Origin of the sequence: Bradyrhizobium sp. (assembly GCF_027451485.1) — a bacterium.
GTDB lineage: Bacteria > Pseudomonadota > Alphaproteobacteria > Rhizobiales > Xanthobacteraceae > Bradyrhizobium.
This window is the reverse complement of sequence record NZ_DAIDJE010000025.1, coordinates 17,639-39,175: the sequence shown is the minus strand read 5'-3', so window position 1 is coordinate 39,175 and position 21,537 is coordinate 17,639. Positions and strand designations below refer to the sequence as shown.

Below are 21,537 nucleotides of genomic sequence, written 5' to 3'. Positions count from 1 at the left end.
GTTCGTGACTGGCCTTCAGGCTTTGCCTCCCGACTCCTTCCTGGTCTGCGCGGTCTGCATCCGCGCATAGGTCGCCATCAGGCCGACCTCGTTGAACAGCGTTACGAGGCGGAAGCCCATATTGATCGCCCTCAGCGCGCCATCGGCGCCCGAGCAATGGATGCCCGGGTGGAGGCCGCGCTTGCCGCATTCCTTCACGATCTTCTCGTAGATCTTCAGAATTTCCGGCTCCTCGCGATCGAGCTTGGGCACCAGTCCATAGGAGAAGCCGAGGTCGGAGGGCCCGATATAAACGCCGTCGATGCCTTCAACGTCGAGGATTGCCTCCATGTTCTCGATCGCTGTCTTCGTCTCCATCATCGGGAGCACCACGGTGTCCTGATTGGCGGTCTTCTGATAGCTGCCGGCCGTCCCGTAGAGGCCCGCGCGGATCGGGCCGTTCGAACGCGTGCCAAGAGGCGGATATTTGCTGTAGGCAACGAGGCTTCTGGCCTCGTCCGGCGTATTGATCATCGGGCAGATCACGCCATAGGCGCCGCCATCGAGAACCTTGCCAATGATGCCAGGCTCATTCCACGGCACCCGCACCATCGGCGTCACCGGATGGCCGTGCATGGCCTGAAAACACTGGACCATCGACTGATAGTCCTGCACGCCATGCTGCATATCGACGGTGACGCTGTCGAAACCGCATTGCGCGATCACCTCGGCCGAAAAGCCGGAGGGAATCGCAAGCCAGGCGTTCAAAACCACCTTGCCCGACGCCCAGATTTCCTTGACCTTGTTTGCCATTGTTCTTCCCCTGAGTTGCAATTCTGTTTCGGCATCGCGAACGGAAACGCTGAGGCTGAGCGTCCCGGTTACGCGCCAATTCGGTGTCCGCTTGTAGCGTTGAACAAAGCCGCCGGCTCGGCAAATTCACGCATTACTGGTACGGCGAATTTGAAGTTCCTGACGGCGTCCCGGCAAATTCGTCGTAGGACTTCAATTTCAAAGCCGTACCAGGATCGATATATCGGAGAGCTCGTTCGATTTCGGAGTTCACATCATGGGTCGCTGCAATCATTTGCGAACTCCGGAATCGGAGCTCTGGGTTGCCATTTGAATGCTCGCCTCGCCGACGCCGACCTCGCGGGCGGCGTTGACGATTGCAGCCCAGGTGTCATCCGGCAGCGGAATGCCGTTCTGCGTGCGCTCGGCTCGGGTCTTGCGCTCGACGTCACCCGGAATCATGACCGGGTCGCCGCCTGCAATCGGCTTGGTCCCGCGGATGAAATCGACGTAACGGGAAATTTCGCCATCGAAGAAATGCGCGGGGTCGACGACGCTGGGGTCGATGTAGAAGGCGAGCATGCCGTTGGCAAAGCGCCGGTTCGGCGCGGTAGCGCCCGTGCCGGTCAAAGCACCGCCGAGCAGCTCGCACATGAACGCAAGCCCCGAGCCCTTATGCTCGCCGAAAGCGCGAATTGCACCGGTGCCCCTCGTGTGATCGCGCGGGCCATCCGCCGTGTAGGGGCCGTAGAGCACGTGCGGATCCTCGCTCAAGGTACCATCGCCATCGATCAACGCGCCCTTGGGAAGCTTTTTGCCACCGCGGCTTGCGACCAGGCACTTGCCTTCGGCGACGATGGACGTGGCGAAATCCAGCACGATCGGGTCCTGGCCCTGGCGCGGAACGCCGACGCAATAAGGCGCGGTTGACAGCCGCTTCTCGACGCCGCCGAACGGCGCAACCAGAAGCGAGCCCGCCGCATTGACGAAATGCACCGAGACGAGGCCTTCGGCTGCTGCCATCTCGGCCCAATCGCCGACCCGGCCGATATGTCCGGCATTGCGCAAGGCAATCGCGGCTAGCCCCGCCTTCTTGCATTTTTCGATACCGATCTTCACTGCAACCGGCGCCACGGTCTGTCCATAGCCGAACTTTCCGTCCACCACGGCCAGTGACGGCGTATCGACCACGACCTCGGCGCTCTGGTTTGGAACGACCGAGCCCATCTTCTTCCAGCGCAAATAGACCGGGACGCGGATCACCCCGTGGCTGTCATGCCCGGTGAGGTTGGCGGTCGTCAGATAAGTCGCAATGCGCCGCGCCTCTTCCGGAGAGGACTCCGCGTGAGCGAAAATGTCCGCAACAAAATTGATGAGATTTGGAACCTGGATCGTGACCATGGCAGTCGTGGCTCTTTCGGTTTGGCGCTCGTGTTTTCGTGGTGCTTATGCCACCGCCGCGGCGGACCAGCGATAATCCCATGCGCGCGTTTTGCGCGGTGAGCAAGACCATGGCGGTAACAAGGGTATGCCGAAATTGCTCGGCAGCGGTCGTGAGATTTGCGGCTGGAGCATATCCGGTTTTGACTGAAACCAAATTGAGCTCCAGCTTCTCGTTTTGCGCGCTTTCTTCATGCGAACCGGTTTCCACTTCGCTCGAAAACGCTTATCATTTACCTTCTGAAGGTGCGGCATCAGCCAGTTCGAGCGTCCCCAGACCATCTTCCAACGCGACCAGCATGTCCTGGAGCTTAGCCAGCCTTTGGGTGCCGTAGCGCTGTGTAATGGCGGCGTAGATGGCTTCCGAGGTCGGAGCCACGACCTCGATCAGCTTCAAACCTTTCTGGGAAATTGAAACGACGCCGCGGCGCAGGTCGGCCTTCCGCGTTCGGCGCTCGATCAACTGGCGGCCTTCCAGGTCGCGCAGGATCCGCGACAGGCTCGGGCCTAGCAGGAAGGCGACGCGGGCCAATTCCGTCACCTCAATCGCATCGACCGCAGCCAGTGCCCGCAGAATCCGCCACTGCTGCTCGGTCAATCCATGAACACGCAGCGACGGGCGAAACTGCTTCATCACCGCTTCCCGCGCGCGCAACAGCGACATCGGCAGCGATTTCGAGAAGTCGCGCATCGGAATCCGGCGGTCAACCACGTGCAGACCAGCAGTGCCGGTCGATCTCTTAGACGTCATTGCCGCGTCCGTTGATCCAGGATCGTGTGCGCCGCACAAAATCAATGCGATTTGCCGGGCTTAACTTAACATGTTAATCATCTTTCGACATCGGGATTTTGCGTTGTTCTGAGCGGCCGCCACACCGATGATGGTCCCTCTTCTGTGGAACTGCCGCCGCCCGACCGAGCGGACCTCCATGGAGTAACCCCGCCATGCCCCATTTCACGATCGAGTATTCAGCCAATCTCGACAGCCATATCGACATGTCAGAGCTGGTCGAAATCGTTCGCAAGGCCGCGGTAGAGACCGGGATTTTCCCGCTCGGCGGCATCCGTGTCCGCGCGGTGCGGTGCGGGCATTATGCAATCGGCGACGGCAATCCTGATTTTGGTTTCCTCGACATGCTGCTGCGGCTCGGCGAGGGGCGCGACCTCAAAACGCGCAAAGAAGCCGGCGAACGCATTTTTCGCGCCTTGTCGGCGTACCTCGATCCGGTTTTCGCTAAACGCAAATTCGCGCTGTCGTTTGACATGCAGATCAATGACAAGGAAACCAGCTGGAAGCGTAACAACATCCACGAAGCCTTGAAAGCGGAGGCTGCACATGGATAACGGGCTGGAACGTTAGGCCGAAGGACTTGCGATGCCGATCCCGCAACACGTGTTCGATCCGCCATTCAACATCATCAGAAGCAGCCATGTCGTGCTCGACGTGGTGGACTTGGGCGCGAGTTCCGCATTCTACGAAAATGCCGTGGGTCTGCATGTCGAGGAGCGCGGCAACACCGCAGTCTTTCTGCGCGGCAGCGAGGAACATCAGCATCACTCGCTGGTGCTGCGAAAGGCGCCCAAGGCTGGCTGCCGCCGATTGGGCTTCAAGGTCGGCAATGAAGAGGATCTCGATAAGGCCACTGCATTCTTTGCGCAGAACGGCATCGCTCATGCCTTTTCGGAGCAGCCGTTTCAGGGTCGTACGCTGCACTTTACCGATCCCTTCGGTTTTCGGATCGAACTCTACGCGGCGATGGACAAGCGCCCGCACCTGCTCCGCCGCTACGATCTCTACAAGGGCTGCCATCCGCAGCGGCTCGATCACTTCAATGTTTTCGCCGCCGAGGTGCAGGATACGGTCGACTTCTATGCCCGCCTTGGCTTCCGTTTGACCGAGTATGCCGAGGAAGACGGACCCCAGGGGCGGATCGCGGCGGCGTGGTTGCATCGCAAGGGCAACGTTCACGATTTCGCTATCACCAACGGCAGCGGTCCTCGTCTGCACCATTTTGCCTATTGGGTGCCGACGGCGATGAACATTCTGCACCTCTGCGACGTGCTGGCCTCGACCGGATACCTCAAGAATATCGAGCGCGGTCCCGGCCGACATGGTATCTCGAACGCGTTCTTCCTTTACATCCGCGATCCTGATGGCCATCGCCTTGAACTCTACACCAGCGATTACTTCACCGGCGATCACGACCATGAACCGATGCGCTGGTCGCTGAACGATCCGCGCCGGCAGACGCTGTGGGGTGCGCCCGCCCCGCGCTCGTGGTTCGAGCAGGGATCGCCCTTCTCCGAACAGGCCGTGCGCGAGCCGCAATTTGTCGCCGACGTCACCGTGGCCGATTAGCGCGGGGGATCGACGAGCCCGCCGCCATTGCGGACTTCTGAACGGCCACACTAGATTTTTTGATTTGCTCGTGTCCCTTTGGCTCTGACATTCGTAAACGAACCATCCAAAAGGTAATGACACCGGGATGCCAGTAGACGGAGACCTCATGAAAATGTCGCTGATTGTGGCAGCCGCCTCGGTACTCGGCCTGGCGCCGGTTTTGTCGCCGACATCCGGCGCACAAGCCGACGAACTGCGAGTTCTGGCGGGCGGATCGCTGAGAAGTATCTTGACGGAGCTCGGCCCGAAATTCGAACAGGCCTCCGGCCACAAGCTCGCCATCCATTTCGATACGACCCCAAACCTGATCAAGGCGGTGACGGCCGGCGAGCCATTCGACGTCGGTGTCGTTCCAATCGACGTTTTCTATGACCCGGTCGCCAAGACGCATTTCGCGCCGCCGGTCGAATTTGCGCGTGTCGGCTTCGGTGTCGCTGTCAAGGCCGGCGCGCGAAAGCCCGATATCAGCACCCCGGAGGCTTTCAAGGAGACGCTGCTGGCGGCCAAATCCATCACATTCCTGCCGGCCAGCGCCGCCGGCTCCTACATCCTGAGGCTGTTCGAAAGGCTTGGCATCGAAGATGCGATGAGGGCCAAGACCGTCGCACAGGACCAGCCGACCGGCATCGTCCCGGCGGTCGCCAACGGCGAAGCGGAGCTGGCGATCTTCGTCAATAACGTTTTGATCGCGCCGGGTGTCGACATCGTCGGTCCGCTCCCCGCCAAATACCAACAGGAGCTGGTCTTCCCGGCGGCGCTTGCGGTCGATTCCAAGCAAAAGGACGCGGCCAAAGCGTTCGTCGACTTCATCACATCGCCGACGGCCACCGTCGTGGTCAAGGCCAAGGGCATGACACCCGGCAAGAGCTAGAGGATTTACCTGGGACTTGACGAGATTCATTCCAACACCGCCACTTTCGCCGCTGCTGGTTCCACGGCAAGTTTCTACTGATCGGATCGTTCAATGCCCTTAAGTACCGGCGGCGAAGCCATTGTCAGCGGTCTGGTCGCGCACGGCATCACCACCGTGTTTGGCCTGCCCGGCGCACAGATCTACGGCCTGTTCGATGCGTTCCATCAGGCGCAGCTCAGGGTGATCGGCGCTCGGCACGAGCAGGCATGCGGCTACATGGCCTTTGGCTACGCGCGCGCCAGCGGCAAGCCGGGCGTCTTCAGCGTGGTGCCCGGCCCCGGCGTGCTCAATGCAGGCGCCGCGCTATTGACGGCCTTTGGCGCCAATGAACCGGTGCTCTGTCTGACCGGACAGGTGCCATCCGCCTTTCTCGGCAAGGGTCGCGGCCATCTGCACGAAATGCCGGACCAGCTTGCAACCCTCCGCACTTTTGTGAAGTGGGCCGAGCGTATCGAATATCCGGCCAATGCCCCTGCCCTGGTGGCGCGCGCATTCCAGGAGATGCTGTCCGGGCGGCGCGGCCCAGCCTCTCTGGAAATGCCTTGGGACGTTTTTACCCAGAGGGTCGAGGTCGGTGCGGCCGAGGTATTCGAACGCTTTCCATCGCCCGAGGCCGATCCCGACCGGATCAAGTCGGCGGCAAACCTGATCGCGGCAAGCAAGACGCCGATGATCTTTGTCGGCTCAGGCGCGATCGAAGCCGGCGACGAAATCCTTGAACTCGCCGAACTGATCGAGGCGCCGGTGGTCGCTTTTCGCAGCGGCCGCGGCATCGTCTCCAATGCTCACGAGCTCGGGCTGACCATGGCGGCAGCCTATCGCTTGTGGCCGCAAACCGATCTCATGATCGGCATCGGCACGCGGCTGGAATTGCCGACGATGACACGCTGGCCATTCCTCCCGCAAGGCTTGAAATCCATCCGGATCGATATCGATGCTTCGGAAATGCGGCGATACGCGCCGGATGCCGCTGTTGTAGCCGACGCCAAGGCTGGCACGTCTGAGCTATTAGCCGCAGTTCGGAAACTCGGTTACACCAAAACGGCCGGGCGGCGGACTGCGATCCGCGATGCCTCGGCGGCGACGCTGAAGGACATTCAGAAGATCCAGCCGCAGATGGCGTACCTGAACATTTTGCGCGAGGTTCTGCCGCCGAACGCGATCGTCACCGACGAGCTGTCGCAGGTCGGGTTTGCCTCCTGGTACGGCTTTCCGGTCTATGAGCCGCGGACGTTCATCACTTCGGGTTATCAGGGCACGCTCGGTTCAGGCTTTCCCACCGCGCTCGGCGCCAAGGTCGCCCATCCCGACCGGCCGGTCGTGGCGATTACCGGGGACGGCGGTTTCATGTTCGGCATGCAGGAACTCTCAACCGCCGTGCAATTCAAGATTGGCGTAGTCGTGCTGGTGTTCAACAACAACTCCTACGGCAATGTCCGGCGCGACCAGCGCCAGCACTTCGAGGGCCGCGTCGTGGCTTCCGACCTTGTCAACCCGGATTTCGTCAAACTTGCCGAGTCCTTTGGTGTCGGCGCCGCGCGGGTCACCTCGCCCGATCATTTCCGCAACGAGTTGGAGAAGGCGCTGGCGAGTGGCGGTCCTTATTTGATCGACATCGAAGTGCCGCGGGATTCCGAAGTCAGTCCCTGGGCGTTCATTCATCCGGCCAAGCCGTAGCGCCCATTGCCCACGAGCAAGCGTTTATCGGCGGCTCTCGATGGCCGTCATGCGATTGTCGCTTGCGGCTGGTAATCGAATTTACCGAACAAAACGGCCATCTGTTTGCAAATGTCGATCACCTCCGCCTGTCGCGGCGGCAGGGTGCGGCTATGGAAAATCCAACGATGCTGCAATTGCGCGATGTTGCGATGACCTATCCGAGCGGCATGCGGGCCGTCTTGCCGACGACCATCTTCGTACCGAAGGGCCAATTTCTCGTGCTGCTCGGACCATCCGGCGCCGGCAAGTCGACCCTGCTGCGATGCATGAATGGGCTGGTGAGCCCGACGCAGGGCGACATTATCGTCGATGGTCTGGGCTCAATCTTCAGGGATAGCCGCACGCTCCGCGAACACCGGAAGCGAACAGGCATGATCTTTCAGCAGCATCACCTGATTGGTCGGCTGACTGCCCTGCAGAATGTTCTGCTCGGCCGCATCAGCGCACACGAGTTTCCGAGAACGCTGTTTCCGTTGCCGCGCGCAGACCGCCTGCTTGCGCTGCAGGCGCTCGATCGGGTCGGATTGATCGACCGAGCCCTTGATCGCGCGGATCAGCTCTCCGGTGGACAGCAACAACGTATCGGAATCGCCCGGGCCATGGCGCAGCGGCCACAGATCGTTCTGGCTGACGAGCCCATTGCAAGCCTCGATCCGGCGACGGGCGAGAAGGTGCTCGCAGATCTTCATCGCATTTGCCGAGAAGATGGCATCACGGCAATCGTCAGCCTGCACCAGGTCGAACTCGCCCGGCGGTTCGCCGATCGCGTGATCGGACTAGCGGGCGGTCGCGTCGTATTCGAGGGACCAGCATTGCATCTCGGGCAGACAGCCCTCGACCAGATTTACCTCACCGCATCCTCCCGGATGGCCGCAGCGTAACGCCGCCAAAGCAACAAGATTGGAAATGTCATGGAACGCAGAACTTTTCTGTTTGCCTGCACGATCGGAAGCCTGGGTATGGTGCTCGGCAAGGCCGACGCCCAGCAGCCATCCAGTCCAGCCAAGTTGCGCGTGGCGCTCCTTCCGGACGAAAACGCCTCCACGATCATCCAGAACGCGGCACCGCTGAAAGCCTATCTCGAACAGACGCTCGGAAAAGGCGTCGAACTCGTCGTCACCACCGACTACTCCTCGATGATCGAGGCGATGCGCTTTGGCCGGATCGAGGTCGCGTATTTTGGTCCCCTCTCTTATGTGCTGGCGAAGTCAAAGGCTCCGGGCATCGAGGCATTCGCCGTCGGCGTTTCGAAAGGCTCACCTACCTATAAGAGCGTCATTATCGCGCGAGCAGATGGCCCCGTGAAGACACTGGCCGATATCAAGGGAAAGATGGTCGGATTCGGCGACTTCGCCTCGACCTCCAGTCATCTGATACCGCGCGCGCTCCTTGCCCGTAACGGTCTCGTCGGCGATACCGATTACAAGTACGTGCTTCTGGGCGCGCATGATGCGGTCGCGCGTGCCGTCCAATCCGGCCAGGTTCAGGCGGGCGGCCTCAGCCAGGAGATTTTCAGATCGCTCGTTGCCAAGGGCTCGATTGACGGCAGCAAGATCGTCGTGTTGGCGGAGAGCGATCCGATTCCGAACTATCCCCTCACCATGCAGGGATATCTGGCACCCGAGCTCAAGGCCTCGATCAGAAAGGCCTTCCTCAACCTTCACGACAAGGAAATACTGAAGACGTTCCGCGCGGAAGGCTTTGTGGCGACGGACGATCATGCCTACGACATTTTGCGCGAGACAGCGAAGTTGCTCGATCTCGATCTGGCAAAGCTCAAGGGATGAGTATTGCCACTCCCCCAGCCGCATACGAAGCAATCCTCGCCCGCGAGGGAACCCTACGGTTCAGACGCAGCGCCGTGATGCTGATGATTGTCGTTCTGATCGTCATCGCCATGGCGCTGACCGGTCTGCTCGATCCAAAGCGGTTCTCGGAGGCGTGGCCGGCGATCAAGCAGCTTTCCAGCGAAATGTTCCCACCCGATTTCAGGCGTTTTCATGCCTGGATCAGACCGCTGGCGGATACGCTCGCCATGTCGGTGGCGGGAACGGCCCTCGCGGTCACGATTTCGCTGCCGCTGGCTTTGTTTGCAGCGCGCAACACCACGCCCAATCAAATCGTGTACCGCGCATCGCGGGCGTCATTGAACTTGCTGAGGTCGATCCCCGAGCTGATCATGGGAATCATCTTCGTTGCGATGGTGGGATTCGGCGCTCTGCCCGGCGTGCTTGCGGTCGGATTGCACTCCGTCGGAATGGTCGGAAAATTCTTCGCCGAGAGCATCGAGCATGTCGATCCGAAGCCGATCGAAGCCGCGCGGGCCACCGGGGCTTCGCCGCTCCAGGTCGTATTCCATGCGATATTGCCACAAGTCTTGCCGCAACTCGCCGACACCACGATCTATCGCTGGGAGTATAATTTCCGCGCTTCCACCGTGCTCGGCGCGGTCGGGGCTGGCGGCATCGGCTTCGAGTTGATCGCCGCGCTCCGCGTTCTCGAATACGCGCAGGTATCCGCCATTCTGATCTGCATCCTGATTTGCGTGACCATGGTCGATGGGATCGGAGCTGTCCTCCGAAATCACCTCAAATAAGCCGATGACGTTGCCATGCCCGTGAAACCGAAGATCCTCGCCACCAATCCCGTTTTCCCGGAGACACAAGCGCTGCTCGAGGCGTACGCGACTGTCGAGGTTAATCCATCGGTCGAGCCGTGGGATTATCACGAAGTGCGGCGACGCTGCCGGGATGCCGTCGGGCTGCTTGCATTCATGACCGACAGGATCGATGCAGATTTTCTGGCGGCCTGTCCCGATCTTCGCGTCATTGGAGCCGCGCTCAAGGGCTTCGATAACATCGATCTCCACGCCGCGACCGGTGCAGGAGTGTGGGTGACGATCGTGCCCGATCTGTTGACAGTGCCGACCGCCGAACTGGCGATCGGGCTGATGCTCTCTCTCGGGCGAAACATCGTCACCGGCGATCGGAATATCAGGGCGAACGGCTTTCACGGCTGGCGCGCTCAGCTTTACGGCGCGGGCCTTGCGGGAGCTACAGTCGGCATCGTCGGCTTCGGCCTCGTCGGACGTGCGATTGCCGAACGGCTCGCCGGATTTCAATGCCGGCTGCTTGCATGTGACCAGTCGGTGTCCGCGACGACGGCAGAAGCCTGGCCGTATGTCACCATGACGAGTTTTGAAAACGTGATCGCGAGCTCGGATTACGTCGTGCTGGCGCTGCCCTTGATCGCCAGCACCATGCACATCGTCAACGCCGAAACCCTCGCTGCCATGAAGCGGGGTGCGAGGCTGGTGAATCCGGCGCGCGGATCGCTTGTGGACGAAAGCGCGGTGGCGGACGCCATCAGCCGGGGACAACTTGCTGGCTATGCCGCCGACGCGTTCGAATGCGAGGATTGGGCGCTGGAGAACCGGCCATCCGGCATCGACCGGCGTTTGTTGGATTTGTCGGCACCCACGGTATTCACGCCTCATATCGGATCGGCCGTCACCGACGTGAGGCGCGAAATCGAACTGTCGGCGGCGCGGAGCATTCTCGATGTTCTTGCCGGACGCGTTCCATTTGGCGCAGTCAACGATCCTGGCAAGCGAATGGCTCATGCTCAATCTGCTGCACGCTAGAACATTTCTCTCCGTTCTCGGCGAACGAGGCTTTCGTGCGGCGGCGCGCGACCTGAAGCTGTCGCCGTCGACGGTGGTCGAACATATCAAGCAGCTGGAGGAAGATCTTGCTGCGCCACTGCTGGTGCGGCGGCACGGTCTCGTCGAACCGACCTCTCAAGGAGCTGCCTTTGCCCCGCTGGCCCGCGCCATGCTGGACACGGCCGCGCGCAGCCGAGCCGTCATTGCACGGCCGGCCCTGCACATCGCGGCATCCAGCAACATCGGCACCTATTTGTTGCAGTCGATGCTCGTGGCCTTCCAGGCCAGCGACCGGCTTGCGGTCGATCTCTGGATCGGACCCAACCCCGATGTTGCAGAGCGCCTGACGAACGGCCGCGCTGACGTCGCTTTGATGGAATGGTGGAGCGACCGTCCGGGCTTTTGCCATCGTAGCTGGCGCAGGGAGCCGCTCGTCGTCATTGTAGCGCCCGACCATCCCTGGGCAAGCCGCAGCATGATCGACGCAAGCGAGCTTACGGGTCAGACCTTGTTGGGCGGCGAGCCGGGCACCGGCACGAACACGGTCCTGAGACAACAGCTTGGGCCGCTTGCCGACCGGCTGACCGCCGTAAGAGGGCTCGGAAGCACGGAGGCCGTCAAACGCGCCGTCCGCGCCGGTCGAGGCATCTCGCTGGTGATCGAGGCAGCGGTGATCGATGAGGTTCTGGCGGGACAGCTTGTCGTCCTGCCGCTAAACGGTATCGAACTTGCAAAAGAACTGAAGATCATTGCACCGAGCGGGCTGCCCGAAGCGGCGCCTGCCATGCGCTTCATTTCCTATATTCTTGAAGAGGGCCGTCTCCACTCGATCCGCGGTGACGGACAAGCCCTTGACATCATCCTATCTTGCGAAACGTCAGATTAAGACGCTGCGGACCCATCACCGGGTGATCGCCTTCGGCGAGCGGCGCCACACCATGAAAGAACAGCCGCGACGGCCCGCCCCACACCGCGACGTCGCCGTGCTCCAGGCGAAACCGCCGCGGCTTGTCGCTTCGCTTCAGGCCGCCGAACATGAAAATCGCGGATAGCCCAAGCGAGACGGAGACGATCGGCGCGCCAAAATCGAGTTCATCCTTGTCCTGGTGCAGCGACATCTTCGCACCGGGCACGTAGCGGTTGATCAAACAGACATCGGGCGCAAATCCGGGAAAGCCGGCGCGATCGGCCGCGCGCACCGCCACTTCGCAAAGCACCGGCGGCATCGCAGGCCACGGCTTGCCGGTTACGGGATCGGCGGAAGCATAGCGATAACCGGTGCGATCGGTGACCCAGCCGGAGCTGCCGCAATTGGTCATCGCAACCGACATCTGATGACCACCCGGCGTGAACATCCGGCGGAATGGCGCTTGCGCCACAACAGTGCGCAAAGCGGCAATCAGCTCCGTCTCGAAGTCTCTGGCGAATCCGCGCAGCAGCACGGCGCCTTCGGCCATTTCCTCCCGCGAGGCGCGCGCTTGCGGAAAACGGGCAAATAAATCCGTCGTCAACGTGAAACCTTACCTGGCGTCGTGGAAGATGAGGCCCACCGTGTGACGGCGACCGGAACGAAGCCGGCTCACGCCATGGCGCATATTGACACGATAGACGCCGCGCGTCCCCTGCACTGGGCGGACATGCACGGCAAAGGCCACGCCGTCACCTTGGCGAAGCGGCACCACTTCGGCCCGCGACTGCATACGCGGGCGCTGCTCGGTCAGCACGAACTCGCCCCCTTCGAAGTCGCGCGTGGGTTCCGACAGCAGGATCGCGACCTGCAACGGAAAGACATGCTCCCCGTAGATATCCTGATGCAGGCAATTGTAGTCGCCCTGTTCATATTGGAGCAACAGCGGCGTCGGCCGAAGCTGACCCGCCTGATGGCATCGGACCAGAAACGCCTCGTGGTTTTCCGGATAGCGGATATCGATCCCCATCGCTTCGTTCCAACGGTCGGCGATCGGCTGAAGACCTGCATAAAGCAGCGGACGCAACTCGGCGATCGGCCGCGGAAGCGGATAGGAAAAGTATTTGTATTCGCCGCGGCCGAAGCCGTGGCGGCCCATTACGATACGGCTGCGAAAGATCGTCTCTTGCGGGTAGAGCGCAGCCAGTGCGCGGCACTCGTCCGCCGCGAGCAAACCCTTGAGCACGGCGCAACCCTGCGCATCGAGATCACGCGCGGCCCCTCCCCAATCGATCCCCGCCACGCGTGCGGCGATATCGGTTTCGACCGGCGATCGTCTATCCTGTGCGGCTATCGTCATGCCTGCCACCGTCGCAGGTCGGGAAGCCTCTCGCCACCCGGTTTCCGGCTAACCCAGGACCGGTAGTTCGATCACATCATACGCATGGCGGATCGTGCGTTTAAGCACGGGATCCTCAAGCTCGTATTCAAAGCGGCTGGCCGGCCGGATGCCGCCTTTGGCCGCAAACGTTCCGCCGAACATCGCGCAGCCGTCAGGCAGCCTTCCGTCCGCGAAACCGCGCGCAAGCAGTTCGGAGACCGGCAGCATCGCGTCCAGCGTCCCTTCCTGGTACAGCTCACGCCTGCCGCCAATCCAGGCATACGAACGCAGAATCAGCCGATCCCAATGATCAATGACCTCATCGAGTTCCCACAGCGTGGAGGCCATCGGCTTGTCGCACATCTGTTTGGAAACCGTCACGCTGTAGCTCTCGACCTTGCGGTCGGTATGGTCCGAGCCGAGGCCCACAAACGTACGTCCCTCCCAGCCGATCAGCACGAATTCGACCTCGCCGCTGGAACTCTCGCCGCAGACCTCGATGCGGTCTTGTTGGGTCAGCCGCCGTGCCGAGCAGCGGTAGTAAATCGGCGTCGTCGCCGGGCGCGCGATGCCGATCGATTCCAGCTCGGCGATGTGCTTGTCCCGCGCGACCGGGTCGCGGCCGGTCCAGCCCGCGATAACGGCCTGATCGATTGCGAGCGTCAGCGGGGTCGTGCCGCCTTTGGTTTCGACGGTGAAGGTCAGATCAAACATCGAGGGCGGCCTCCACACCCGCGGCCAGTTCGAAAATACGGCGGTCCGAACCGCCCACTGCGCTCAGCATGAAACCAACCGGCGCCTCGCCGGCGCGATGGCAAGGCAATGAAATCGCGCAGCCGTCCATCATGTTGGTGAGGGTGCAATTTCGCAAGGAAAGCAGGTTGGCTTTCGTGAACGCGGCATCGTCGCTGAGATCCGATATCCGTGGCGGCGCGATTGCGGAGGTCGGCATCACCACGGCATCGTACGGCGCGAGCCGGACGGTTGCACGCGCGATGAACGACTTCCTCGCTTCAAGAAGTTCGATATATTCCGCGGCTGTGAGTGATTGCCCGCGCAAAATGCGCGAGGACACGCGCGGGTCATAGACGTCGCCGTGGCTCTCGATCAGATAACGGTGCCAGGCGTAGCTTTCCGCGGCAGCAAATCCGCCCTTGGCATTCATGACGGCCACGTCGAGATACTCCGGCACTTCGATACGCTCGATCGCCGCACCTTTGCGCGAGAGGGTTTCGAGCGTGCGTTCGAACGTTCGCGATACGTCACCGTCAAGGTCGTCAAGTGCGACCGTCGTCGGTACCGCCAGCCGCATTCCCTTGACGGGACGCGGATCCAGCGGCCGAACCGGCTCGTTCGCAAGGATGGAATCCAGAACGGCACAGCACCCAACGGTGCGCGCCAGCGGCCCAAAACTGTCGAGCGTGAAGGATAGCGGCACGCCGCCATCGCGCGGGATGCGCTGCTGCGTCGGCTTGAAGCCGACGATGCCGTTATACGCCGCCGGAATCCGGCACGATCCGCCGGTGTCCGAGCCGAGCGCACCATACGCCATGCCGTCGGCGACCGACACCGCCGCTCCGGATGACGATCCGCCGGGGACGTACCCGACGCGCCGCTGCCAGACGCTCTTCGGCGTGCCGTAATGCGGATTGATGCCGATGCCTGAATAGGCAAACTCGGTCATGTTGGTGCGGCCGATCAGGATGAACCCTGCCCGCCGCAGCCGCGATACGACCGGCGCGTCCGCCTCGGCCGGCGGGGAATCGTCAAGGGCACGCGAGCCGGCGCGGGTGACCTGGCCCTTGATATCGAACAGGTCCTTGATCGAGATCGGAATGCCAGCAAAGGGGGACGGCGCCGCCCTGACCTCACGGAGCCGATCCATGGCTTTCGCCGCCTCGATCGCAGCCTCGACATCCACGTGAACGAATGCGCGAGCTCCCTCGCCCGCTTTGTCGGCGATCTTGTCCAGGCATTCGTCCACGAGTTTGCGCGCATTGGTGCGGCCACTTTCGAGATCGGCTGCCAGGGAAACAAGCGTGGGGGCATTGCTCATGGTTGGTGTCGCCTCACTAGATTGTACGGGGCATGTCTTCGATCTCCAGGTCGAGCAAGGCAGAGCTGAGCGATTTGCCGTGCGCGTCCAGCGCCAGAGATCGCGTGACCCCGCCTCCCAGCGCACGGTCCATCACGAAATTGAGCGCACAGATCCTGGGCAGCTCATAGCGGACCACTTCGCCTTCGACAACGCCCGCGAAATGCGCCTTGACGCGCGCAGGCGTTACCTGAGCCAAAAGGACGGGATAATGCTTCGGGTCATAGGCGATGACTGAGATATTGGAGATATTTCCCTTGTCGCCGGTGCGGGAATGAGCGATCTCGCGCAGCTTCATGACGGTCAGCCTCCGACGAATTGAACGCGCGGCCGTGCCAACTCGCGCGGCAGCAACACGGAAGCGACCGCGACGACATCCCGGGCGGACTTGTAGGCCCCGCCCCCACCCGCCGGACCATTCGTATAGAGCGTTTCGACCTCGTTGCCGATCCGGACAGCCTCGCGCAGATTTTCGGTACGGCCGGTGACGCGCACGCGCGCCTCATAGGGCTCATTGGCATGCGCCGCGAGCTGTGGTCCATGCAGGGAATCGACGCCGATCAGGTCGAACCGCAGTTCACTTGCCGCGACGCCGGTAAGCTTCAGCCGCTCGCGAACAATGTCGAGCGCAAGTCGGCCGCGCGCCAGGGCGCCGGGACCGGCGTAGGAAATCTGGCCCTCGCCGATAAAGCCGTCGACGTAGCCGACCGATACTTTGAGCGTCGGCGGACGTTCGCTGCCGCGACCGCCGTTGATCCGCACGCGATCCTTACCCACTTCCTCGATTTCAACTTGCGAGAAATCGGCAATCACGTCCGGTTGAATGTAACGACTGGGATCATGCACCTCGTAGAGCAGTTGCTCTTTGCAGGTCCGCGCCGTCACGGCGCCGCCGGAGCCTTCCACCTTGGTCATGACGAGGCTGCCATCCTCGCCGACTTCACCGATCGGAAAGCCAAGGCGCGCCAGCCCGGCGATGTCTTTGTACGGCGGATCGGCAAAATAGCCGCCGGTCACCTGGCCGGCGCATTCCAGCAAGTGTCCGGCTATGATGCCCTTGCCAAGGCGGGTCCAGTCATCGAGCGGCCAACCGAAGGCATGGATCAGCGGCGCCAGGAACAGCGCCGGATCCGAGGCGCGACCGGTGATGACAATATCGGCACCGTCAGCCAAGGCCTCCGCCATCGGGGCTGCGCCAAGATAGGCGTTGGCGGAGATCAGGCGATTGCCGAGTTGGCCGATGGTGCCATCGAACTCCATGATTGGCAGATCGCGCTGCTTGCAGGCCTCCAGAACGTCGTCACCAATGACAGCGGCGACCTTCAACCCCGAAAGGCCTATCAACCTGGCAATTTCGGCAGTCTTGCGCGCTGCAGCGAGTGGGTTGGCCGCGCCCATATTGGTGACGATCTTGATTCCCTTCGCGGCACACAGCGGCAGAACGGCGCGCATCCGCTCCTCGATCAGCGGGTCAAAGCCGCTTTCCGGATTCTTCAAGCGCGCCTGCTGGGCCAGCGCCACGGTCCGCTCGCCAAGGCATTCAAACACCAGGTACTCAATGTCGCCCTTTTCAGCGAGTTCCACCGCGGGCTCGATGCGATCGCCCGAGTAGCCCGCGCCCGACCCGATGCGGATGGTTCGCATTACTTCAGTCCGAAATACGCCTGCCGCAGCGCATCATTGTCGGTCATTTCCGCGACCGTTCCGGAAAAGCGGATTCGGCCGCCCTCGAGCACGAATACGCGGCTGGCCACCTCAAGAAAGGCGATATTCTGCTCGGCGATCAGCAAAGCCAAGCCCCTTCCACGCAGGTCACTCAGGATGCGAATGACCTCCTTGACGAACAATGGCGATAGTCCCGCCGAGGGCTCATCCATCACCAGAAGGCGAGGTTCGGCCGCCAACGCCTTGGCAATACCGAGCATTTTTCGCTGGCCGCCGGAGAGGCTCGAGGCGGGCGCGCGGCGCTTTTCGCGGAGCACCGGAAAGATCTCATAAAGATCGTTAAGTTTCGGATTGGGGTGACCCAGCGCCTGGGCGCCAATGCGGATATTTTCCTCGATCGACAGATCGGGAAAAACCGCCAGTTCCGACATGTAGGTCATGCCGAGCCGCATCCGCTCGCTGGAGCGCATCCGCGTCACATCGGCCTCGCCCAACCGGATGCTGCCATGCCGCGCCTCGATCAGCCCCACCAGCGATTTAAGAAAGGTGGTCTTGCCGGCTCCGTTGGTGCCGAGCAGCAGCACGGTCTCACCGGCGCGGACGTCAAGGTCGACCCCCCACAGCACCTGCATGGTGCCATAACCGGCGTTGACCGCTTCGGCCGTCAACAGCGATGTGGCCTCAGGCGGCATGCTCGCCTCCAAGAAACACCTCGATCACCTGCGGAACCTTGACGGCGACCGCAAGCTTGCCCTCAAAAATCTCCTTGCCGGCATTCAGAACGATAACGCGGTCGGTAATGTGTTCGATAAAGCCCATGAGGTGTTCGACGACAATGATCGCCATCCCGCTTTGAGCGAGCGCCTTGATCCGCCCGGCGATCCAGTCGAGTTCAGCCGGGTTGAGGCCGGCGGCGAGCTCGTCGAGCAGCAACAGCCGCGGGCGGGTGGTGAGCGCGCGCACGAGGTCGAGCATCTTCTGCTGGGCGTTGTTGAGATCGGCCGCCGGGCGGTTGGCTACTTCCGCCAGGCGGTACTCCTCCAGCAAATCCGCCATTGCGGGCGCGGACGCGGCTCCGCCATAGGCCAGGGCCACCTCGACATTCTGACGGACGGTCAGCGACAGGAAGGGTTTTGGTACCTGGAATGTACGGTTGATACCCCGGTGAACGAGCTTGTGCGAGGCAACGCCGCCGATCGACGCGCCCTCTAGCACGACTTCGCCACCATCGGGCGCATAAAGACCGGAGATCACATTGATGGCCGTCGTCTTGCCCGAGCCATTGGGGCCGACGAGTCCCAGGATCTCGCCTGACGAGACATGAAAGCTCAGACCGTCCAGCGCGTAAAAGCCGCCGAAGCGTTTGACGAGCTTGGAGACGCTCAAGATGGGCGCGCGCTCAGGGGACATGCCAGCCCCTCCGGGTCGCCAGCGACACGAGCCCCGCCGGCAGGAACAGCACGAGGCCGATGATCAGCAGGCCGTAGATCAGCTGGAAATATTGCGGCGTGGTGAAGCCGATCAGGTTGTAGATGCCGTAGAGGATGACGACACCGACGATCGGCCCGGTGATGGAGGCGACACCGCCAAACAGTGCGAATACGATGGCAAAGATGCTGAATTCGCCGCTGAACACGTTATCGGGGTAGAAAACCGAGACGTACCACGCATAGACGCCGCCGGCGAGGCCCGCGACGAGCGCGGAAGCAAGCCAAGCAATGACGCGCATGCGTACGACGTTGACGCCGGCCATCGATGCGCTAACCGCATCTTCCCGCACCGCCTGCAATGCAAGGCCGGAACGCGAGTTCTTCAGGAACACGACCGAGCCGAGCGTCAGCGCCAGCACGACCAGCGCTGCCGCATAGGCATAAGTCGGGTTGAACGTCGCCGAGAGCGAGACGCCGTAAGGACCGCGCGTAATCTGCTCAAGCGCCGGATTGGCAATCAAGTGCAGCACCGCCAATGACGCCGCCAGATTGGCGATCGCAAAATAGGCACCCGAGAGACGCAACAAGGGCGTCAGCAACAATCCAAGCACGACGCCGACCAGTCCGGCCGCCAAAACGGCAGGGATCGCGGGGGCGTGGAGATGCATCACCAGCACCGCAAAGCCGTAGGCACCGGCACCGAAGAAACCGACATAACCAAAGGGCAGATAACCGGTGAAGCCATAGATGATGTTCACGCCCTGCGCGAGGATCAGGAAGATGACGAAGTTGAACAGCAGCAAATGATTTTGATAGACGCCCGGCAGCGCCGCAAAGATCACGAGCACCGGCAGCGCAATGAACAGCGTATGTTTGAGAGCGCTAGGCAACGCGCACCCGCCTTCCGAGCAAACCGCTCGGGCGAAGCAGAAGAATGAAGATCAGGAGCACATAGGGCAACAAGTCGGCCCATGAACTCAAGTAGGTCTGCACCACCATGTAGCAGATGCCGTAGATGACCCCGCCGAGCGCCGTCCCAAGCGGGTTGCCGAGCGACCCCAGCACCACAATGGCAAACGAGGTGACGGTAGCATCGGCGCCAAAGGCCGGCGTCACCGAGCCGAACATGAAAGGCGCAAAGATGCCGGCAACGGCTGCCAGGCCGAGGCCGATGCCAAACGCGGCTGCCGAGACGCGGTCGACGTCGATTCCGGTCGCAAACGCCTCGTCGCGCCGTGACATCACGGCGCGCGTCAGCGTCCCCAGCCGAGTCTGATAGAGGTAGACATAGACGAGCCCGATCGCGACCAGGCTGGTAATTGCGGCGATCACCCAGGACGCCGGGAATCCCTGCCCCAGAATCTCGATCGGTCCGCCGCCACTGTCGGGCGACCCACCGAATAGTTTGACCTTGACCGTGGAGAACACCGTGCCGAGCGCGCGGCTTGGAATCGAGCGCTCGCTGGTGCCAAGAAAGATCGTGGTCACGGCTTCGAGCACCTGCGACAGGCCGAAGAACAGGATGATCGACAGCATCTCCGGATTGGCCGAGCCCTGTAGCCGCGGCACCAGGATCCAGTACAGCAGGAGCCCCACGATCAGGAAGATTACGAAGGCGAGCGGCGCGGCGAACAGGGGGTCGATCCCGATCAGCGTCACGACGCCAATCGCCACGAACGCGCCGAGCATCAGGAAGTCGCCATGCGCCAGATTGACGATGCGCATGACGCCGAACACCAGGTTGAGACCGATTCCGACCAGGCTGAAATACAATCCAAAAAGGACGCCCGCGACCAGCGCATAAACTAGCATCGAGGCGTCACTCCCCCCGGCAGCTCAGCAGATGCCGCCTCATGGACGCGGATAGACGGGCTTGCCGGTCGCTGTTTCGTGCGGATAGATCGACACGAACTTGAGGTGGCCGTGGCCGTCGGGTTCGAGCTGGCCAAGTGGAGTCAATTCGCCGATCTGACCACCGGTTTCGTCCAGCGCGAAGGGCCCGCACAGGGTCTTCAGGTTTCCGGACAGGCTGAACACGGCGCGGCGCAGCTCCATCTGGTCGAGGCTGGTCGCGACCGACAGCGCTTTCTCGATGACGAGCCCGGTGGTGTATCCGGCTACGGCGTTGAGGCCGAATTCAAGTTTGCCATCGGAATACTTCTTGTCCCAGGCAGCCTTGTAGGTCGGGAGATTCATGCCGAAATTGACCGGATATTCCATGTCCGAGGGCGGCACATAGGTAAATACGTGCTCGAGTCCCTTATCGCCGACATTCTTCTCAAGAAGCTCCTTCTCGAGGCCCGCATAGATCACGAACAGCATCTTGAACTTGACGCCGACATCCGCGACGTTGCGCAGGAAAGCAATGTCGTTCGGCGCGTAGCCGAAGGTAAACACCGCATCGGGATGCGTATTGTTGATGTTGTTGATGATGACCGTGTAATTGGTCGTCTCGGTCGGCACGCCCTGGTCGTAGACGATCTCGACCGGCACCCCGGAGTCCTTGATGAACTTGCGGAAGGCGTTGGCCTGGGTGCCCGTGAATTCGTTGGTCGAATAGAGGATTGCGATCTTCTTGATTCCAAGCGCGGGACCGTCATGGATGACGAAATCTGCCGCCGGTTTGGGCCAGATTGTCGAGACCGGGTCGGCCATCAGCGCGATGTAGGGGTTGTCCTTGGAGAAAAAACTGGCGCCCGTGCCGGTCTGGTCGAACAGGAACATCTTGTGATCGCGCGCAATCGTCACGGCAGGCGCAGTCAGCACCGAGCCGGAATCGGCCACCAACAGGTCGACCTTATCCTGGGTGATGAGCTGATTATAAAGCGTCGCCGCGGTCGCCGTATTGCTCTGGTCGTCATAGGCGACGACCTTCACGGGCAGCTTCTTGTCGAAAGCCTTTACATAGACCCCGCCATCGGCGTTTTTCAGGTCCGCCCAAAGCTTGAGGCTGGAATAGACCGGCATTGAAATCGAGGCGAACCGCCCGGAAGACGCGTAAAGGGTGCCGATCTTGATTTCCGTCGGCACATCCGCGGCATAGGCCTGGGCCGTCAACGTCAACCCGGCAAGCGCCGCAACCACCACCCTCAACATCACTTCCTCCCAGCTCTTCTCATGGTTCCACCGAACCATAGCCCGGCCGCTTGTT

23 protein-coding genes are annotated in these 21,537 nt (G+C 61.6%); 9 read left to right on the top strand and 14 right to left on the bottom strand.

The genetic code is table 11. The features are described 5' to 3' along the window. Positions 1–15 precede the first annotated feature (15 nt). From NEZ08_RS03700 to hpaR, 3 genes are all read right to left on the bottom strand, one after another. A complete protein-coding gene (locus NEZ08_RS03700; protein ID WP_298103654.1) occupies positions 16–792 on the bottom strand; it encodes an aldolase/citrate lyase family protein in 777 nt (258 codons plus the stop codon). A gap of 270 nt (positions 793–1,062) precedes the next feature. Then, positions 1,063–2,172 carry a malate/lactate/ureidoglycolate dehydrogenase gene (locus NEZ08_RS03695; RefSeq protein WP_298103652.1) on the bottom strand — a complete coding sequence of 370 codons (1,110 nt, stop codon included), beginning with the start codon at positions 2,170–2,172 and terminating at the stop codon, positions 1,063–1,065. 268 nt (positions 2,173–2,440) lie between these two features. Continuing rightward, complete coding sequence (gene hpaR, locus NEZ08_RS03690) at positions 2,441–2,962, bottom strand: homoprotocatechuate degradation operon regulator HpaR (RefSeq protein WP_298103727.1); 522 nt, start codon at positions 2,960–2,962, stop codon at positions 2,441–2,443. 194 nt (positions 2,963–3,156) lie between these two features. Between hpaR and NEZ08_RS03685 the strand changes: the two genes are divergently transcribed. The 9 genes from NEZ08_RS03685 to NEZ08_RS03645 all read left to right on the top strand — a co-directional run bounded on the left by NEZ08_RS03685 (position 3,157) and on the right by NEZ08_RS03645 (position 11,794). Continuing rightward, positions 3,157–3,555, top strand: coding sequence for a 5-carboxymethyl-2-hydroxymuconate Delta-isomerase (locus tag NEZ08_RS03685; RefSeq protein ID WP_298103650.1), 399 nt, complete (start codon positions 3,157–3,159; stop codon positions 3,553–3,555). Between the two features lie 31 nt (positions 3,556–3,586). Then, the gene (hpaD, locus tag NEZ08_RS03680) at positions 3,587–4,570 is read left to right on the top strand and encodes a 3,4-dihydroxyphenylacetate 2,3-dioxygenase (protein ID WP_298103646.1); all 984 of its coding nucleotides are present in this window, start codon (positions 3,587–3,589) and stop codon (positions 4,568–4,570) included. A gap of 148 nt (positions 4,571–4,718) precedes the next feature. After that, on the top strand, positions 4,719–5,483 hold the full coding sequence (locus NEZ08_RS03675; protein WP_298103643.1) for a substrate-binding domain-containing protein: 765 nt from the start codon (positions 4,719–4,721) through the stop codon (positions 5,481–5,483). 93 nt (positions 5,484–5,576) lie between these two features. Continuing rightward, positions 5,577–7,202 carry a thiamine pyrophosphate-dependent enzyme gene (locus tag NEZ08_RS03670; protein WP_298103641.1) on the top strand — a complete coding sequence of 542 codons (1,626 nt, stop codon included), beginning with the start codon at positions 5,577–5,579 and terminating at the stop codon, positions 7,200–7,202. 167 nt (positions 7,203–7,369) lie between these two features. Then, positions 7,370–8,125 carry a phosphonate ABC transporter ATP-binding protein gene (gene phnC / locus NEZ08_RS03665; RefSeq protein ID WP_298103725.1) on the top strand — a complete coding sequence of 252 codons (756 nt, stop codon included), beginning with the start codon at positions 7,370–7,372 and terminating at the stop codon, positions 8,123–8,125. 30 nt (positions 8,126–8,155) lie between these two features. Beyond that, positions 8,156–9,031, top strand: a complete 876-nt coding sequence (gene phnD, locus NEZ08_RS03660) for a phosphate/phosphite/phosphonate ABC transporter substrate-binding protein (protein ID WP_298103640.1) — start codon at positions 8,156–8,158, stop codon at positions 9,029–9,031. Beyond that, entirely contained in the window at positions 9,028–9,840 is an 813-nt protein-coding gene (gene phnE / locus NEZ08_RS03655; protein ID WP_367278367.1) for a phosphonate ABC transporter, permease protein PhnE, read from the top strand. The genes phnD and phnE overlap by 4 nt, the downstream gene beginning before the upstream one ends. A gap of 15 nt (positions 9,841–9,855) precedes the next feature. After that, entirely contained in the window at positions 9,856–10,887 is a 1,032-nt protein-coding gene (locus tag NEZ08_RS03650; protein WP_298103638.1) for a phosphonate dehydrogenase, read from the top strand. Further along, a complete protein-coding gene (locus NEZ08_RS03645) occupies positions 10,865–11,794 on the top strand; it encodes a LysR family transcriptional regulator (protein ID WP_298103635.1) in 930 nt (309 codons plus the stop codon). The genes NEZ08_RS03650 and NEZ08_RS03645 overlap by 23 nt, the downstream gene beginning before the upstream one ends. Here the strand turns inward: NEZ08_RS03645 and alkB are convergent. The 11 genes from alkB to NEZ08_RS03590 all read right to left on the bottom strand — a co-directional run bounded on the left by alkB (position 11,766) and on the right by NEZ08_RS03590 (position 21,482). Beyond that, positions 11,766–12,365 (bottom strand): DNA oxidative demethylase AlkB, encoded by a 600-nt coding sequence (gene alkB, locus NEZ08_RS03640; protein WP_298103632.1) that lies wholly within the window; start codon positions 12,363–12,365, stop codon positions 11,766–11,768. The genes NEZ08_RS03645 and alkB overlap by 29 nt on opposite strands. Before the next feature lie 63 nt (positions 12,366–12,428). Next, positions 12,429–13,175 carry a 2OG-Fe(II) oxygenase gene (locus NEZ08_RS03635; protein WP_298103630.1) on the bottom strand — a complete coding sequence of 249 codons (747 nt, stop codon included), beginning with the start codon at positions 13,173–13,175 and terminating at the stop codon, positions 12,429–12,431. Between the two features lie 48 nt (positions 13,176–13,223). Beyond that, positions 13,224–13,910 carry a DUF2848 domain-containing protein gene (locus NEZ08_RS03630; RefSeq protein WP_298103628.1) on the bottom strand — a complete coding sequence of 229 codons (687 nt, stop codon included), beginning with the start codon at positions 13,908–13,910 and terminating at the stop codon, positions 13,224–13,226. Further along, positions 13,903–15,252 carry an amidase gene (locus NEZ08_RS03625; protein WP_298103626.1) on the bottom strand — a complete coding sequence of 450 codons (1,350 nt, stop codon included), beginning with the start codon at positions 15,250–15,252 and terminating at the stop codon, positions 13,903–13,905. Before NEZ08_RS03625 ends, NEZ08_RS03630 begins: the two co-directional genes overlap by 8 nt. 16 nt (positions 15,253–15,268) lie before the next feature. Then, entirely contained in the window at positions 15,269–15,589 is a 321-nt protein-coding gene (locus NEZ08_RS03620) for a hypothetical protein (RefSeq protein WP_298103623.1), read from the bottom strand. Positions 15,590–15,594: 5 nt separating this feature from the next. Then, entirely contained in the window at positions 15,595–16,935 is a 1,341-nt protein-coding gene (locus NEZ08_RS03615) for an acyclic terpene utilization AtuA family protein (RefSeq protein ID WP_298103621.1), read from the bottom strand. Beyond that, a complete protein-coding gene (locus NEZ08_RS03610; protein ID WP_298103618.1) occupies positions 16,935–17,648 on the bottom strand; it encodes an ABC transporter ATP-binding protein in 714 nt (237 codons plus the stop codon). Before NEZ08_RS03610 ends, NEZ08_RS03615 begins: the two co-directional genes overlap by 1 nt. Continuing rightward, entirely contained in the window at positions 17,638–18,366 is a 729-nt protein-coding gene (locus tag NEZ08_RS03605) for an ABC transporter ATP-binding protein (RefSeq protein ID WP_298103616.1), read from the bottom strand. The genes NEZ08_RS03610 and NEZ08_RS03605 overlap by 11 nt, the downstream gene beginning before the upstream one ends. Next, the gene (locus tag NEZ08_RS03600; RefSeq protein WP_298103612.1) at positions 18,356–19,276 is read right to left on the bottom strand and encodes a branched-chain amino acid ABC transporter permease; all 921 of its coding nucleotides are present in this window, start codon (positions 19,274–19,276) and stop codon (positions 18,356–18,358) included. Before NEZ08_RS03600 ends, NEZ08_RS03605 begins: the two co-directional genes overlap by 11 nt. Beyond that, positions 19,269–20,198 (bottom strand): branched-chain amino acid ABC transporter permease, encoded by a 930-nt coding sequence (locus NEZ08_RS03595; protein WP_298103611.1) that lies wholly within the window; start codon positions 20,196–20,198, stop codon positions 19,269–19,271. The genes NEZ08_RS03600 and NEZ08_RS03595 overlap by 8 nt, the downstream gene beginning before the upstream one ends. A gap of 39 nt (positions 20,199–20,237) precedes the next feature. Next, entirely contained in the window at positions 20,238–21,482 is a 1,245-nt protein-coding gene (locus tag NEZ08_RS03590) for an amino acid ABC transporter substrate-binding protein (RefSeq protein ID WP_298103609.1), read from the bottom strand. Positions 21,483–21,537: the final 55 nt, after the last annotated feature.